Origin of the sequence: Actinocrinis sp. (assembly GCF_035938995.1) — a bacterium.
In the GTDB taxonomy this organism is placed as follows: Bacteria; Actinomycetota; Actinomycetes; order Streptomycetales; family Catenulisporaceae; genus DASZGI01.
In genome coordinates this window covers 1-14606 of record NZ_DASZGI010000123.1, presented here as the reverse complement: position 1 = coordinate 14606, position 14606 = coordinate 1, and the positions used below count along the sequence as shown (strand labels likewise).

Annotated in this window: 14 protein-coding genes; 8 read left to right on the top strand and 6 right to left on the bottom strand. The window is 71.1% G+C overall.

Translation table 11 applies throughout. The annotated features are described in order from the left end of the window. The first annotated feature begins 139 nt into the window (after positions 1-139). Positions 140-445 (top strand): hypothetical protein, encoded by a 306-nt coding sequence (locus VGZ32_RS08200; protein ID WP_326885269.1) that lies wholly within the window; start codon positions 140-142, stop codon positions 443-445. Positions 446-593: 148 nt separating this feature from the next. Here VGZ32_RS08200 and VGZ32_RS08195 read toward each other — a convergent pair whose 3' ends face one another. The 5 genes from VGZ32_RS08195 to VGZ32_RS08175 form a co-directional block, all read right to left on the bottom strand. Next, complete coding sequence (locus VGZ32_RS08195) at positions 594-2642, bottom strand: protein meaA (protein WP_326885268.1); 2049 nt, start codon at positions 2640-2642, stop codon at positions 594-596. A 190-nt stretch (positions 2643-2832) separates the two neighbouring features. After that, a complete protein-coding gene (locus tag VGZ32_RS08190; protein WP_326885267.1) occupies positions 2833-3264 on the bottom strand; it encodes a DUF5130 family protein in 432 nt (143 codons plus the stop codon). Further along, positions 3251-3658, bottom strand: a complete 408-nt coding sequence (locus tag VGZ32_RS08185; RefSeq protein ID WP_326885266.1) for a hypothetical protein — start codon at positions 3656-3658, stop codon at positions 3251-3253. Before VGZ32_RS08185 ends, VGZ32_RS08190 begins: the two co-directional genes overlap by 14 nt. A 91-nt stretch (positions 3659-3749) precedes the next feature. Next, complete coding sequence (gene malQ / locus VGZ32_RS08180; RefSeq protein WP_326885265.1) at positions 3750-5981, bottom strand: 4-alpha-glucanotransferase; 2232 nt, start codon at positions 5979-5981, stop codon at positions 3750-3752. Between the two features lie 115 nt (positions 5982-6096). Further along, on the bottom strand, positions 6097-6669 hold the full coding sequence (locus VGZ32_RS08175) for an HNH endonuclease (RefSeq protein ID WP_326885264.1): 573 nt from the start codon (positions 6667-6669) through the stop codon (positions 6097-6099). Between the two features lie 358 nt (positions 6670-7027). Here VGZ32_RS08175 and VGZ32_RS08170 point away from each other — a divergent pair, with 358 nt between their 5' ends. Continuing rightward, positions 7028-7960: a mechanosensitive ion channel family protein gene (locus VGZ32_RS08170; RefSeq protein WP_326885263.1), complete on the top strand. Its 933-nt coding sequence runs from the start codon at positions 7028-7030 to the stop codon at positions 7958-7960. 56 nt (positions 7961-8016) lie between these two features. Here VGZ32_RS08170 and VGZ32_RS08165 read toward each other — a convergent pair whose 3' ends face one another. Next, positions 8017-8778 carry a GntR family transcriptional regulator gene (locus VGZ32_RS08165; protein ID WP_326885262.1) on the bottom strand — a complete coding sequence of 254 codons (762 nt, stop codon included), beginning with the start codon at positions 8776-8778 and terminating at the stop codon, positions 8017-8019. 245 nt (positions 8779-9023) lie between these two features. Between VGZ32_RS08165 and VGZ32_RS08160 the strand changes: the two genes are divergently transcribed. From VGZ32_RS08160 to VGZ32_RS08135, 6 genes are all read left to right on the top strand, one after another. After that, positions 9024-10154, top strand: coding sequence for a TIGR03364 family FAD-dependent oxidoreductase (locus tag VGZ32_RS08160; RefSeq protein WP_326885261.1), 1131 nt, complete (start codon positions 9024-9026; stop codon positions 10152-10154). Next, on the top strand, positions 10151-10897 hold the full coding sequence (locus VGZ32_RS08155; protein WP_326885260.1) for an HAD family hydrolase: 747 nt from the start codon (positions 10151-10153) through the stop codon (positions 10895-10897). Before VGZ32_RS08160 ends, VGZ32_RS08155 begins: the two co-directional genes overlap by 4 nt. 29 nt (positions 10898-10926) lie before the next feature. After that, complete coding sequence (locus tag VGZ32_RS08150) at positions 10927-12084, top strand: ABC transporter substrate-binding protein (RefSeq protein ID WP_326885259.1); 1158 nt, start codon at positions 10927-10929, stop codon at positions 12082-12084. 103 nt (positions 12085-12187) lie between these two features. Continuing rightward, a complete protein-coding gene (locus tag VGZ32_RS08145; protein WP_326885258.1) occupies positions 12188-13108 on the top strand; it encodes an ABC transporter permease in 921 nt (306 codons plus the stop codon). After that, positions 13093-13935 carry an ABC transporter permease gene (locus VGZ32_RS08140; RefSeq protein ID WP_326885257.1) on the top strand — a complete coding sequence of 281 codons (843 nt, stop codon included), beginning with the start codon at positions 13093-13095 and terminating at the stop codon, positions 13933-13935. The genes VGZ32_RS08145 and VGZ32_RS08140 overlap by 16 nt, the downstream gene beginning before the upstream one ends. Continuing rightward, on the top strand, positions 13935-14606 hold a 672-nt coding region (locus tag VGZ32_RS08135), incomplete at its 3' end, for an ABC transporter ATP-binding protein (RefSeq protein ID WP_326885256.1). The genes VGZ32_RS08140 and VGZ32_RS08135, both read left to right, overlap by 1 nt.

Genomic DNA, 14606 nt, shown 5'->3' with positions numbered 1-14606 from the left:
AGGGCAGAGGTGTTAGATCACAGTCTGGACAGACCTGGCGCAGTATCAATCTTTAGGCTGTAAGGTCGCCCCTGATGTGTCGTTATCTCGGGGGGACGGTGAACACCTCGCCTCCCAGACGGACGTGAGGAAAAGCGGAATGAGCTTCATCCAGAAGGCACTGGAGGTCTCCGAGAAGGCCTTCGAGGAGACCGAGCACACGATCGAGGAATGGAACACCCACCGCCACGGCGCGAAGCTGTTCCTCAAGCTCGGTGTCGCCGTGTACGCCGAGCAGCGGCTCGGCGGCTCGCACGGCCCGGTCGAGCGCATCCTCGGCGCGCTGGACGGTCACGCCGCCGAGCACGGCGAGGTCGACCTCGACCACCTGCACGCCGCCCACGAGGTGCTGGGCGACGAGTTCATCAAGGAGCACGAGGTCGCCGCGGCTCCGGCCGAGTCCTGAGCAGCAGGCGAGCGGCCGACTCGCCTTGAGGAAGGCGCGACGGCTTCAGGCGTGAGCACGAGGGCGCGAACCGTGATCGGACACTGCGATCGAGGGTTTCGCGCCCTTTCGCTTATCCCTTTGCCCCGCGTTTTCTCCCCGTTCGCGATCAGCTCGCGCGGATGAGGTCCACGATGCGCGAGATGACGTCGGTGATGTCGTAGTCCTTCGGTGTGAAGACCTCTGCGACACCGGCGTTCTTCAGCGTTTTGACATCGGCGTCGGGGATGATTCCGCCGACGACGACGGGGATGTCGCCCGCTCCGGCCGTGCGGAGGCGCTCGAGGACGTCCGGTACCAGGCGCAGGTGGGATCCGGAGAGTACGGAGAGTCCGACGCAGTGCACGTCCTCTGCGACGGCCGCCGCCGCGATCTGGGCCGGGGTGAGCCGGATGCCTTGGTAGACCACTTCGAAGCCGGCGTCGCGGGCGCGGACCGCGATCTGCTCCGCGCCGTTGGAGTGCCCGTCGAGGCCGGGTTTTCCGACCAGGATCCGCAGCCGGCGGCCCTTCTCCTCGCCGGTCGCCCGCACGTAGTCGCGCAACGCCGCGAGTTGCTTGGACGCATGCGCGGTCGGGGCATCTGCCGCGATCCCGGTCGGCGCGCGGAACTCGCCGAACACCTCGCGGAGGGCGCCGGCCCACTCGCCCGTCGTGACGCCTGCACGGGCGCAGGCGAGCGTGGCAGGCATCAGATTCACCATCGGGTCTGCCGCGTCGGCGTGCAGGCGGGCGAGTGCGGCGTCCACGGCGGCCTTGTCGCGTTCGGCTCGCCATCGCACCGTCGCGGCGACCGCGTGCTGCTCGACTTCCGGGTCCACCGTCTGGATCGCCGCGTCCAGGTCGGCGATCAGCGGATTGGGCTCGGACTGGGTGAACCGGTTGACTCCGACGACGACCTGTTCGCCGGACTCGATCCGCGCCCGGCGCTCCGCGTGCTTGGCGACCAGCTGCGCCTTCAGGTAGCCGGACTCGACCGCCGCGACCACCCCGCCCATCGCCTGGACCCGCTCCACCTCGGCGCGGGCGGCGATCACCAGCTCGTCGGTCTTGGCCTCCACGACGTAGGACCCTGCGAACAGGTCGTCGTACTCGAGCAGGTCGGACTCGAAGGCGAGCACCTGTTGCATGCGCAGCGACCACTGCTGGTCCCAGGGGCGCGGAAGGCCGAGCGCCTCGTTCCACGCCGGCAGCTGCACGGCGCGGGCGCGGGCGTCCTTCGAGAGGGTCACCGCGAGCATCTCCAGCACGATGCGGGCGACGTTGTTCTCCGGCTGCGCCTCGGTCAGGCCCAGCGAGTTGACCTGCACGCCGTAGCGGAAGCGGCGCTTGCGGGCGTCGGCGACGCCGTACCGGTCGCGGGTGATCTCGTCCCAGAGCCGGGTGAAGGCGCGCATCTTGCAGAGCTCTTCGACGAAGCGGACGCCCGCGTTGACGAAGAACGAGATGCGCTCGACCACCTGGTCGAACCGCGCGGCCGGGACCTGGCCGCTGTCGCGCACCGCGTCGAGCACGGCGATGGCGGTAGACAGGGCGTAGGCGATCTCCTGGACCGGCTCGGCTCCCGCCTCCTGCAGGTGGTAGCTGCAGATGTTGATCGGGTTCCACTTGGGCAGCGCGGAGACCGTGTACGCGATCATGTCGGTCGTCAGCCGCAGCGAGGGACCGGGCGGGAAGACGTAGGTGCCGCGCGAGAGGTATTCCTTGACGATGTCGTTCTGCGTGGTGCCGGTCAGGGCGGCGATGTCAGCACCCTGCTGCTCCGCGACGACCTGGTAGAGCGCCAGCAGCCACATGGCCGGGGCGTTGATCGTCATCGAGGTGTTCATCTCGGCCAGCGGGATGCCGTCGAACAGCGCCCGCATGTCACCGACGTGCGCGATCGGCACGCCCACCTTGCCGACTTCACCCACGGCCAGCAGGGCGTCGGGGTCGTATCCGGTCTGGGTCGGCAGGTCGAAGGCCACGGACAGGCCGGTCTGCCCCTTCGCCAGATTGCGGCGGTACAGCGCATTGGACTCGGCCGGGGTGGAGTGCCCCGCGTACGTGCGCATCACCCACGGCCGATCACGCACCACGGCCGGGGCCGGGTTCGGTGCCGGAGGTGTGGATGAGGATTGGGCGGACGGGGATTGTGCAGACTCGACCTCATCGGCCATGGTGACGCCAGACCTCCGCGCGTTCGTCGCCGCCACGGATGTGGTCGACGCCCTTGCTGCGGAGTTTACTGGCGGGTAACTACGGTGCCACCAACTACGACGCCACTGTGATCCACATCACAGCGGCCCATATCAGAACCTGCCGTCCACGCCGCTGCGATCCACGCCGCAGCGGCGCTCGAGCCGACCGCTAACGGGAGCGGCGGACGTGCTCGACCATGGCGAGGATCCCGCGCGCGATGCCGCCGTCCAGGTCGCGCACCGCGAAGGTGCTCGCCATGGACGCGGCGGCCAGGGCGCACGAGCGGTCGTCGAGCACCTGGCGGGCCTCGGCCCCGGTGACGATCTCCAGCCGGTGCGCCGTCGGATCGACCGCCACGAGCACCGACTTGGCCGCCGCCGGGCCCAACTCGGCGTGCCGGGCCTCGGCCTCCTTTCGCGAGTCGGACCCGAGGTCGCCGACGAACACCGACCAGTTCAGGCCGGTCTGCTTCTCCGCGATGCCGATCGCGCGCCGGATCTGCCCCGACTCGATCAGGGTCGCCTGGGCAGGCGGGAGCGCCGTCTCGGGGTGCTCCCCTCCGCCCCGGCCCGGTGCGACCGCGTCGTCACCAGGAGCCACTGGCGCCACCGGTCCCACCGGGTCGTCCGGCCGCCACGGCCTGCTCGGCCGAGGACTTCGCGCCGGTCGGCGAGGATCCGGCGGCTGCGGCCGGCGGCTCGACCCAGCCGACCTCGCGGCGGTTCCGGTCGCCCTTCACCCAGCCCGGCAGGCACACCAGGAAGGTGATGAGCAGGAACAGGCCGAGGGGGATGCCGACGTAGATCCCGATGGTCTGGAGGACCGTCAGGCCGGGCCCGGAGTCCTCGCCGTCGTAGGTGTGGTTCGACGTGTCGGCCAGGGCCGTCGCCGCGGCCAGCAGCGGGACGCTGGTCACGGCCGCGACCGCGCCGCTGCGCAGCGCGGCACGCAGGCGCCCGGCGGGCGTCGAGCGGATGAGCGTGGTGATGGGCACAGCAAAACGGTAGCCCAATCGGGTTTCCGGCTCGCGCCCAGGTCGCCATTCGAGCGAGTCGGGACGCGGCTTCGCCCGGTTTGGTGTGATTTCAGGCGAGCGCGCGCAGCACGCGGGCGAGCGAGCGCACCCGGGGGTGACCCGCGAGCTCGTCGAGCAGCACCGGCCGCCCGCTCGAGTCCGCCAGCGGCAGGCGCCAGTTCGGGTAGATGTCGCCGGTGGTGCCGGGGAGGTTGTGCGGGCGCATGTCGCCGACGGCGTCCGGGAGGTAAACCCCGATCAGGCGGGCCGGGGTCCACGCCAGGAACCGGTGCAGGGCCTCGACCGTCTCCTGCTCGCCCGCGCCCTCCCGCAGCAGCCCGCAGGCGCGCAGCAGGTCGAGCCAGGACTGGATGCCGGCCCGATCCGCCTCCTTCTCCTCCTCCAGCGGCCGGGTCAGCAGCCCGAGACGGTCGCGCAGGTCCAGATGCACCCCGGTCAGCAGTGCGGCCGTGGGCGGCAGGTCGTGCGTCGTGACGGCGGCCAGGCAGTTCTCGCGCCAACGGCCGGGCGGTATGGGCGCGCCTTGGCCGTCGCGCTCGAACCACAGGACGTTGGTGCCGAAGATGCTCCGGTCCTGCAGAGCGTCGCGCACCCACGGCTCGACCGTCCCCAGGTCCTCGCCGATCACGACCGCTCCGGCCCGGTGCGCCTCGAGGGTCAGCACGGCGAGCATCGCCTCGTGGTCGTAGGAGACGTAGGTGCCGTCGGCCGGGCTCGCGCCCGCGGGGACCCACCAGAGCCGGAACAGGCCCATCACATGGTCCATGCGAAGGCCGTCGGCGTGCCGGAGCACCCCGGCGAGCATCTGGCGGTAAGGCAGGTAGCCGGACTCGGCGAGGCGGTCCGGCCGCCAGGGGCGCGAGCTCCAGTCCTGGCCGAGCTGGTTGAACTCGTCGGCCGGGGCGCCGATGGTCACTCCCTCGGCGTACACGTCCGCGTCGGCCCACGTGTCGGCGCCGCCGGCCTGCGCGCCGACGGCGAGGTCGTGGAAGACGCCGTAGGTCATGCCGGAGTGGGCGCAGGCGACGCGCACGGCCGCGAGCTGTTCGTCGAGCAGCCACTGCAGCCAGCAGTGGAAGTCGATCTCCGCCTGTTGCGTGTCGGCGAACGCGGCCAACTCGGTCGTGTTCGGGCGGCGCAGTGCCTCGGGCCACCGGGTCTGGTCCGGGCCGTAGACCTGGACGAGCGTCAGCCAGGTCGCGTGCCTGCGCAGCGCGCGGCCCTCGCGCCTTAGGTAGGCGCGATAGCCAGCGGAACGCCCGGCGGTGCGCGGCGTCCCGTAAAGCAGCCGCAGCGCCTTTGCCTTGCCCTCCCAGACCAGGTCCCGATCGATCAGATCATCGGACAGGTCGCGCTTGCGCAGCTCGGCGCCGAGCTGGTCGACCTGTTCGCGGATGTCCGCCGGCGCGTAGGCGTACTCGGGCACAGACTCGATCCGCAGGTGGATCGGGTCCGGGTAGCGCCGGGTCGCGGGCAGGTACGGCGAGGGGTCGATCGGTGGGACGCCGCTGCCCCCGTGCAGCGGGTTGACCACGAGGAACCCGGCGCCGAGGTCGTGCCCGGCTATGGCGGCGAACTCGGCCAGGTCGCCCAGGTCCCCCATGCCCCAGGACCGGCGCGAGCGCACCGAGTGAAGCTGGAGGGTGTAGCCCCAGGCGCGGCGGCGGGTCGGCGTCGTCAGCCGGTGCGGGGCGACAGCCAGCGGGCACTGGAGGATCTCGCCGCCGATCCGCGCGTAGAGCGTGTGCCAGCCGATGGGCAGGGCCGCGGGAAGAGCGAAGGTGCACGCGTCCAGGCCGCGCCGCTCGGCCGGCTCGCTGGAGAGCATCGCCACGTCGTAGCGCCGCCCGCCGTCCTCCAGGGCGATCCATAGCGTCGGCTGCGTCCCCGTGGGCGCGTGCGCCGTCACCAGCGGGGTGACTTCGCGCACTGCTACGCCCTGACGCGCCGTCGGATACCGCAGCGCCGGAGCCGGCGGTTCCTGACGGATCACCACACACGGCGGCAACGACCGGAATCGCGCCTCCCGCAGCTGCTCCAACGCCTCGCGGCAGGCATCCGGCGAGCGCGCGTCGACGCCGAACGCGGCGAGCACGGTGACGAGGGTGCGGGCCGAGACGTCGACCCGGCGGCCCCGCCAGTCGTAGTACTCCGTGGCGATGCGATAGGCGCGCGCGGCCTCGATCAGGTCGGGCCACAGCTCTGGTTCGGAGAATGCCGGAGGGCCGGACACGCTGTCGGGGAGGTCGGTCGCTTCACCGTGCCGCGTCACGGAAGTCATGGTTACCAAACTCTCACAGCGCCGTTACAGAGGGAATCCGCCGCTCTGGTCGCCCGGGTTACCGGGCGCTCACAGCGGCGGATCCATCATGTCCGGACCCGGTGGACCCGCGCCGTCAGGCGGCTAAAGGCCGCGCAGAAACGACGATGCCGCCCGGCCCGTGGGGCTCGAACGGCAGCAGGTCCACATCGGCACCGTATCCCTTGAGGTACGGCATCCAGCGTGAGTCGGTCCTTCCCGAGGAAAGGATCCGCCACGCGGATCCGCTCGGTTGGACCGGCTGCCGTTTCATCCGCCAACCGAGCTCGACGAGTGGCCGGTCGGCCTTCACGTGGTTGCACCTGCGGCAGGAGGAGACGACGTTATCCCAGGCGTGCCGGCCCCCGCGCGAACGCGGGATGACGTGGTCGACGCTGGTGGCGGGGGCGTCGCAGTACACGCAGCGGCCGCCGTCCCGGGCGAAGATCGCGCGCCGGGTCAGCGGCACGCCACGCCGGGTCGGAACGCGGACGTACCGGGTCAACTTGACCACAGACGGGGCCGGCAGCTCGAAGGCGGCGGCGTGCAGGGGTGCACCGCCCTCTTCGAGGGTGACGGCCTTCTGATTGAGGACGAGCACCACGGCGCGGCGTTGCGGGACGACGCAGAGCGGCTCGTAGGAAGCGTTGAGGACCAGCGAGTGGGGCACGGGGGCCTCCTCCAGTCAGCGCCCGGCGCGTGGCTCGCACCGGACTCCGGTTGCCCGACGGGAGGGCGTCGCGGTGCCCGAAGGCATCGGAACCCGCGCGCGGTACGGCCATGACGGAACCATGGCCCATCCGCAACGCAGCAGGCTTGCCAAGCCTGACCGCTGCCGCCCGTCGTCGGGCGTGTATCTCAGTGTGGCTGTCTGGGTTGTTCCCACGCCACCCCGTTTCACGCGAGGCGCGGAAATCCCATGGAATGATACATGACCAAATAGGGCGAATGTGTTTTCGCGGCGGCGGTCCCAGGCGCATCCGATACGGTTGCGCCGACCGAATCCGGCCGAAAGGACGCTCGCCGAAGTGCCCGCAGCGCTGCTCCTCGCCCTCCCGAGCCCGTCGAGTTCGCCGACGGGGGTCCCGGTGACCCCGCAGCACGTGGAGAACTGGTTCTCGCGGCACGGGTCGCTGCTGATCGGCCACGGCTCCCAGATCGCCGGGATCCTCCTGGCCTGCGTCGTGATCCGGCTGCTCGTGCGCAAGTCGATCAACCGGGTCGTGCGGCACACTACCCGGCTCGCCGAGAGCCGGGCGAGCACGCTGCTGGGCGGCGCCGGGCTGGTCGCCGGGGAGCGCACCCGGCAGCGGGCCCAGGCGATCGGGTCGGTACTGCGGTCGCTGGCCAGCGCGGTGATCTTCTGCGTCGGCGCGCTCATGGTGATCTCGGTGCTGACCATCCCGATCGCCCCGATCCTGGCCTCGCTCTCGGCGGTCGGCGTGGCGGTCGGCCTGGGCGCGCGCGATCTGATCACGGACTTCATCTCGGGCGTCTTCATGATCATCGAGGACCAGTACGGGGTCGGCGACGTCATCGACACCAGCGAGGTCAAGGGCACGGTCGAGGAGGTCGGCCTGCGGATCACCAAGGTGCGCGACGCGGACGGGGTGATCTGGTACCTGCGCAACGGGGCGATCAAGCGCGTCGGCAACCAGTCGCAGGGCTGGGCGCGGGCCGTGGTGGACGTGCCGGTGGCGTACGCCGAGGACGTCGGCAAAGTCCGCGAGATCATGGAGCTGACCGCCGAGGAGCTGTACAACGACGACGGGTGGCACGACCGGTTCATCGACGGCCGGCCGAAGATACTGGGCGTCGAGTCGCTGGACGGGGCATACGTGATAGTCCGGCTCCAGGCCCGCACCGCGCCGCAGAAGAACTTCGAGGTCGCGCGCGAGCTGCGGGCCCGGCTGAAGTCCGCGCTCGACTCGGCGGACGTGCAAGTCGCGTCCCTGAAGTAGGCCCGCTCCCGCGTGGAAGTCAGACTGCTCCGAGCGCAGTATCACACTGCGAAATATCACACTGCGCGGGCCGGATTGCGGGCGGACAGGCGGGCCAGATTGTTCGCCGACATGGAGTTGCGCACGTTGATCGTCACAGCGTCGGCGCGGTAACGGTCGTCTGACCACTCGAGGGTGACTCCGGCCGGAGAGGTCGTCACGCGGCGCTGCCTCAGCAGAGGGCTTCCGCGCCGCACGCCCAGCAGCCGGGCCTCGGCGACCCCCGCGGCGACGGCGTCGATCCGGTGGTCGGCGTGCGCGTAGACGAAGCCGAGCTCAGTCAGCCGCTCCGTGATGGATCCGCGTGTCAGGTCCATCGCCAGCACGTGCTGCGCGACCAGGTCGGCGTAGAGGGTGCGCTCAACCATCGCAGGGGCGCCATCGAGCAGCCTGAGCCGCTGGAGGTCGAGCACCTCCTCGCCGACCGGGGTGGACAGTCGCTCGGAGTCGGTCAGGGTCGCGGCGCGCATTTCGGCATGCAGGACCTCCGCGGTGGGCACGTGGCCTTGGCTGACCGCCCACATGGAAAAGCTCTGCATCTCCGAGAAGCTCTGCGTCGGCACCGAGCCCAGGACTGTTCGCCGGGCGCCCTGCCGGGTGGCGACCACGCCCTCCTGCTCGAGCAGCGCGATCGCCTGCCGCACCGTCCCGCGGGCGACCCCGTGCCGGGCGACCAACTCGCCCTCGGACGGCAGCACCGACCCGATCGGGTACTCGCCCCGGTCGATCGCCGCGCGCAGTTCGGCGGCGATCGTCTGGTACCGCGCTGACACTGACATCCCCCGATCGTCTGCTCGCACGCGCCCTCGAAGAGCCCTTAGACGCCGAGATCATAGCCCCGCGACCGGCAGTGTTGCCTTCGCTACCCGGGCAACGTCGAAGAACCTCTATTACCGAAGAACCTCCATTACACAGCCCAGACCGTTATTGCGCAGCCTGACCCCGGCGCCTCACTTCGCGTTCACCATCCGGTCACGGCGTCCCGGCTTACTTCAACTTGTCCAGACAGGTTAAGCGGAACGGAATGACGTTGACAGTCGCCGGGGTGGTCGTGGTCGGCGGCGGCGTGGTGGGCACGATGCATGCCTTCGCCGCCCGCCGCAGGGGCCTCGAGGTCGTCCAGCTCGAGCGTGACGCGGGTCCGCGCAGCGCGTCGGTGCGCAACTTCGGGCTGGTCTGGGTCTCCGGCCGGGCCGCCGGACCCGAGTTCGCTCTCGCCCAGCGCGCCCGCGAGCTGTGGGAGGAAATCGGGAGCGCCGTCCCCGGCGTCGGCTTTCGCGCACGCGGCTCGCTCACCATCGCCCGCACCGCGGCCGAATTCGCCGTCTGCGAGCAAGCGGCCGCAGCGCCCGAAGCGGGCGAGCGCGGGTTCGAGCTGCTCGACACCGAGGGCGTGCGCAAGGCCAACCCGGCGCTGCGCGGCCGGTTTGCGGGGGGCCTGCTGTGCCACCGCGACGCCTCCGTCGAGCCGCGCGAGGTCCTCGGCGCGCTGCGCGACCATCTGGCCGACGACCCCGGATACACGTTCCTGCCCGGCCGCCAGGCGGTGGAGCTGGCCGACGGCGGCGTGCGGGACCACACCGGCGCGTGGCACCGCGGCGATCTGGTCGTGCTGGCCACGGGCGCGGCACTGACCGGGGTCGGCGGCGAACATCTGGCGGCGGCCCCGATCCGCCGCTGCCGCCTGCAGATGATGCAGACCGCGCCGCTCGGCGAGGAGCTGACCACGTCCGTCGCGGACGGCGACTCGCTGCGCTACTACCCGGCCTACCGCGACGCGGGCCTTGGGGAGCTGGGGCCCCAGAGCCCGGTCGCGGCCGAGCACGGGATGCAGCTGCTGATGGTGCAGCGGGCGGACGGCGGCCTGACGATCGGCGACACCCACGCCTACGACGAGCCCTTCGACTTCGACGTGCACGAGCCCCCTTTCGACCACCTGCGCGAGGTCGCCGAGGCGTTGCTCGGCCGCCCGCTCCCCCCGGTGCAGCGCCGTTGGGCCGGGGTCTACTGCGAGACGACCGACGGCAGCCTCTACTACCGCTCCACCCTGCGGCCGGGCGTCATCGCCGTCACCGCGCCCGGCGGACGCGGAATGACCTGCTCGCCCGCGATCGCCGAGGAGACCTTCGAGTCCTGGGACGAGGCGACTCGGTGAGCGACGCAGTGAGCTCCCTTCCCGTTTCCGGCATTCGCCTGGCCTGCCTCGACATGGCCGGCACCACCGTCGCCGACGACGGCGCGGTTCTTTCCGCGTTCCGCGCCGCCCTCGACGCGCTGGGCGTCGTCGGCGAGGCGGAGCGGGGCCGGATGACCGAATACGTGGTCGCCACCATGGGCGAGTCGAAGATCACCGTCTTCCGTGCGCTCTTCCCCGGCGACGAGGAGCGGGCGCAGCGCGGCAACGAGGCGTTCGAAGCCGCATATGCCGACCGCATCGCGCAGGCCGTGCCCGTCCCCGGCGCGGTGGAGACCTTCGAGCGCCTGCGGGAGGCCGGCGTCCGCATCGCGCTGACCACCGGCTTCTCCCGGCCCACCGCCGACGCCCTGCTCGACCACCTCGGCTGGCGGCCGCTGATCGACCTCTCGCTGACCCCGCAGGAGGTCGGCGGCCGCGGCCGTCCGCATCCCGACCTGGTCCTGGCCGCCGCGGCACGGCTCGCCGACGGCGACACGGGCGCCGTCGCGGTGGCCGGGGACACGGTCGGCGACATCCGCTCCGGCCTGGCGTCCGGGGCCCGCATCGTCGCGGGCGTGCTCACCGGCGCCCACGACCGCGCCCGGCTGGCCGAGGCCGGCGCGACGCACGTACTGGACAGCGTGGCCCAGCTCACCGCGCTGCTGCTGATGACCGATGGCCCGGCCACCGGCTCCACCACCACGACCGCACATCGGCATTAACAACGGCATTAAGAGGGGCAACCGCCACCATGAACCGCACATCGAAGCTCGCCGTCGCGGCCGCGGGCGTCGCGCTCGCCGCCACCGCCTGCGGCAGTTCCGGCTCGAGCACCGGCTCGGGTTCCGGATCCGGCTCCGTCAACTGGTCCACGACCACCTCGGCCGCGGCCGGCGGGGGCATGGACGCCCTAGTCGCCGCCGCGAAGAAGGAGGGCGCGCTCAACGTCATCACGCTGCCGCGCACCTGGGCCAACTACGGCAAGATCATGGACGACTTCTCCGCGAAGTACGGCATCAAGATCACCGACGCCAACCCGGACGGCTCCAGCGGCGACGAGATCAACGCCATCGAGCACCAGAAGGGCCTGGCCGCGGCGCCGGACGTGGTCGACGTCGGCAACTCGCACGCGCTGCCGAACGTAGGCCTGTTCGCCCCGTACAAGGTGGCGACCTGGGGCGACCTGCCGGACGCGCTGAAGGACTCGAACGGCGCCTGGTACGGCGACTACGGCGGCTACATCACCATCGCCTGCGACGCCTCCAAGATCTCCCGCGCCTCCTGCCCGAAGAGCTTCGCCGACCTGATCAGCCCGGCGAACGTGGCCGCGTTCAAGGGCAAGGTGGCCATCAACGGCGACCCGACCAGCGCGAACGCGGCGTTCAGCGCCGTGTGGGCGGCGGCGCTGGCCGACGGTGGCACGCTCGACGACATCCAGCCGGGCATCGACTTCTTCGCCAAGCTCAAGGCCAACGGCGAGTTCAACGCCACCCAGTCGACCGAGTCCACCATCGAGCAGGGCTCGACGCCGATCGCGATCGACTGGGAGTTCAACAACTCGCAGTACGCCGCCGACCTCAAGGCGAAGGGCGTCACGCTGACCGTCGCGGTCCCGACCGACGGCCTCTACTCGGCGTACTACGACCAGGCGATCAGCAAGTGGGCGCCGCACCCGGCCGCCGCGCGCCTGTGGGAGGAATACCTGTACTCGGCGGCCGGCCAGAACGACTTCATGGGCGGGTACGCGCGTCCGGCCGAGTTCGGCGCGCTCCAGTCGGCGAACCAGCTCGACGCGGCCGACCTGGCCAACCTGCCGGTGGTGAGCGGAACGCCGCAGTACCCGACCGCGAAGGAACTGACCGTGGCGCAGGACGCGGTCACCGCCAGGTGGGCCGCCGCGCTCGGCTGATCCCGGCCGCACCGACCCCGCCGGACGCCCGTCGCGCACGGGCGTCCGGCGCAGCCGTTTCAGCCCCCGCCACACGATCTGTCAACACCCGAAGGACGAACCCATGGCCATCGCCACCGATCCGCCGCGCATCGGCGCGGCGGAATCGGCGCCCCGGACCCGGGCCCCCGGCCGCCGCCGCGGCAACCTCGGCGCGTGGGGGGCCGTCGCGCCGCTGCTGATCTACAGCACAGTGTTCCTGGGGCTGCCGACCTGGGCGCTGCTCTACCAGTCGCTGCGCCGCACCGATCCGGGGTCCGGCGCGACCACCTTCACCACGGCCAACTTCACCCAGTCCTGGCACGGCATCTATCTGACCGCGTTGTGGGGCTCGCTGCGGCTGTCCCTGCTCACCGCGGTCATCTCCGCCGTCGTCGGCTTGGTCACCGCACACGCCATCGCCCAGTCCCGTGGCAGGGTCCTCAAGCAGGCGGTACAGACTGCGTCCGGCGTGCTGGCCAACTTCGGCGGCATCCCGCTCGCGTTCTGCTTCATTGCCGCTGCTGGCACCGCGGGCGAGGCGACAGGCTTGATCCGCAAGGTGATCCCCAGCTTCCAGCTGGACACGTTCACCGGCCTGGTCCTGGTGTACCCCTACTTCCTGATCCCGCTGATGGTGCTGACTACCCTGCCGGCCTTGGAGGGGCTGCGCGGCCAGTGGCGCGAGGCGGCGCAGAACCTCGGCGGCTCGACCTGGGACTACTGGCGGCACATCGGCGGCCCGATCCTGCTGCCGACGCTGCTCGGCGGATTCGTGCTCTGCTTCGGCAGCGCCTTCTCCGCGTACGCGACCGCGCAGGCGTTGACCAGTGGGACAGTGCCGTTGATCACCACCCGCATCGCGTCGGTCATCTCCGGGAACGTGCTGGCCGGACAGGAGAACCTCGGCATGGCGATGGGTATCGACATGATCCTGATCTGCGGCGCCATGATGGCCGTGTACCTGCCGCTGCGGGCGAGGAGCGCGCGATGGCTGGACACCTGACCCGGCTGCGCGGCGTCCGGTGGTGGCGCGTCGTCGTCCTCGGCGTCGTCGCCGTCTACCTGTTCGGGCCGCTGCTTTCCGCGCTCTGGTTCACCGTGTACAACTCGCGGCTGCACCAGTTCAGCCTCTCGCCATACGGGCAGATGTTCAGCGCCGCAGGATTCCTGACCAGTGTGCGGATGACCTTCTTCCTCGCGCTGACCACCATCGCGCTCGAATTCGTGCTCCTGGTCCCCGCGATGATCGCGATCCATCTGCGGCTGCCGCGGCTGCGCCCGGTCTTGGAGACCATTGCGATGGTCCCGCTGATCCTCTCCCCCGTGGCGCTGGTCGCCGGAGTCTCCACCGTTCTGGGCTGGGGCCTGAACGACCAGGGCAGCTGGCTGTTCCGGCTCGACGCGGACCTGCAGAACCAGTCCTTCCCGCTGGTCCTGCCGCTGTTCTACACGCTGTTCGTGCTGCCGTTCGCGTTCCGGTCGCTCGACGCCGGGCTGCGCGCGATCGATCTGCGCACCCTGGTGGAGGCGGCGCGCGGCCTCGGTGCGCCGTGGCCGGTGGTGCTGTGGCGGGTGATCCTGCCGAACCTGCGCACCGGCCTGCTGTCCGGCGCGGTGCTCACGCTCGCGCTGGTCTTCGGCGAGTACACCATCGCCTCGATCCTCGGCTTCACCCCGTTCGCGGTCTGGATCGTGCAGGACGGCCAGGGCAGCGGCCAACTCGCGATCGCCGTCTCGCTGCTCAGCCTGCTGCTGTCCTGGGCGGTGCTGTTCCTCGTGTCGTTCCTCGGCGGGCGCCGCTCCGCCGCCACTCCCGCCCGGAGCGCCTGATGTCCACCGACAGCCTCGTCACCGCCGCGCCCGCCCGAAGCGCCCCGTCCGGCACAGGGCTCGAACTTTCCGGCCTCAGCCGGGCCTACGGACCCGTCCGCGCGCTCGACGGACTCGACCTGACCCTCGCGCCCGGCGAACTGGTCGCCCTGCTGGGCCCGTCCGGCTGCGGGAAGACCACCGCCCTGCGGATCGTCGCAGGGTTCGAGCGCCCTGACGCGGGCTCGGTGCGGCTCGACGGCACCGACATCACTGCGGTCTCTGCGGCGAGGCGCGACATGGGCATGGTCTTCCAGTCCTACAGCCTGTTTCCGCACCTGACCGCAGCCGAGAACGTCGCCTTCGGGCTGCGGCTGCGCAAGGTCACCGCCGCAGAGCGCCGCACGCGCGCCGCCGAATTGCTCGACCTGGTCGGCATCTCAGGGCTCGACGGCCGTTACCCGCATCAGCTGTCCGGCGGCCTGCAGCAGCGGGTGGCGCTCGCCCGCGCGCTCGCCGTCCGGCCGAAGGTGCTGCTGCTCGACGAGCCTCTGTCGGCCCTGGACGCGAAGGTGCGCCTGCAACTGCGCGACGAGATCCGGCGGGTGCAGCTCGATCTCGGCATCACCACGCTGTTCGTCACGCACGACCAGGAGGAGGCGCTGTCGATGGCCGACCGGGTGGCCGTGATG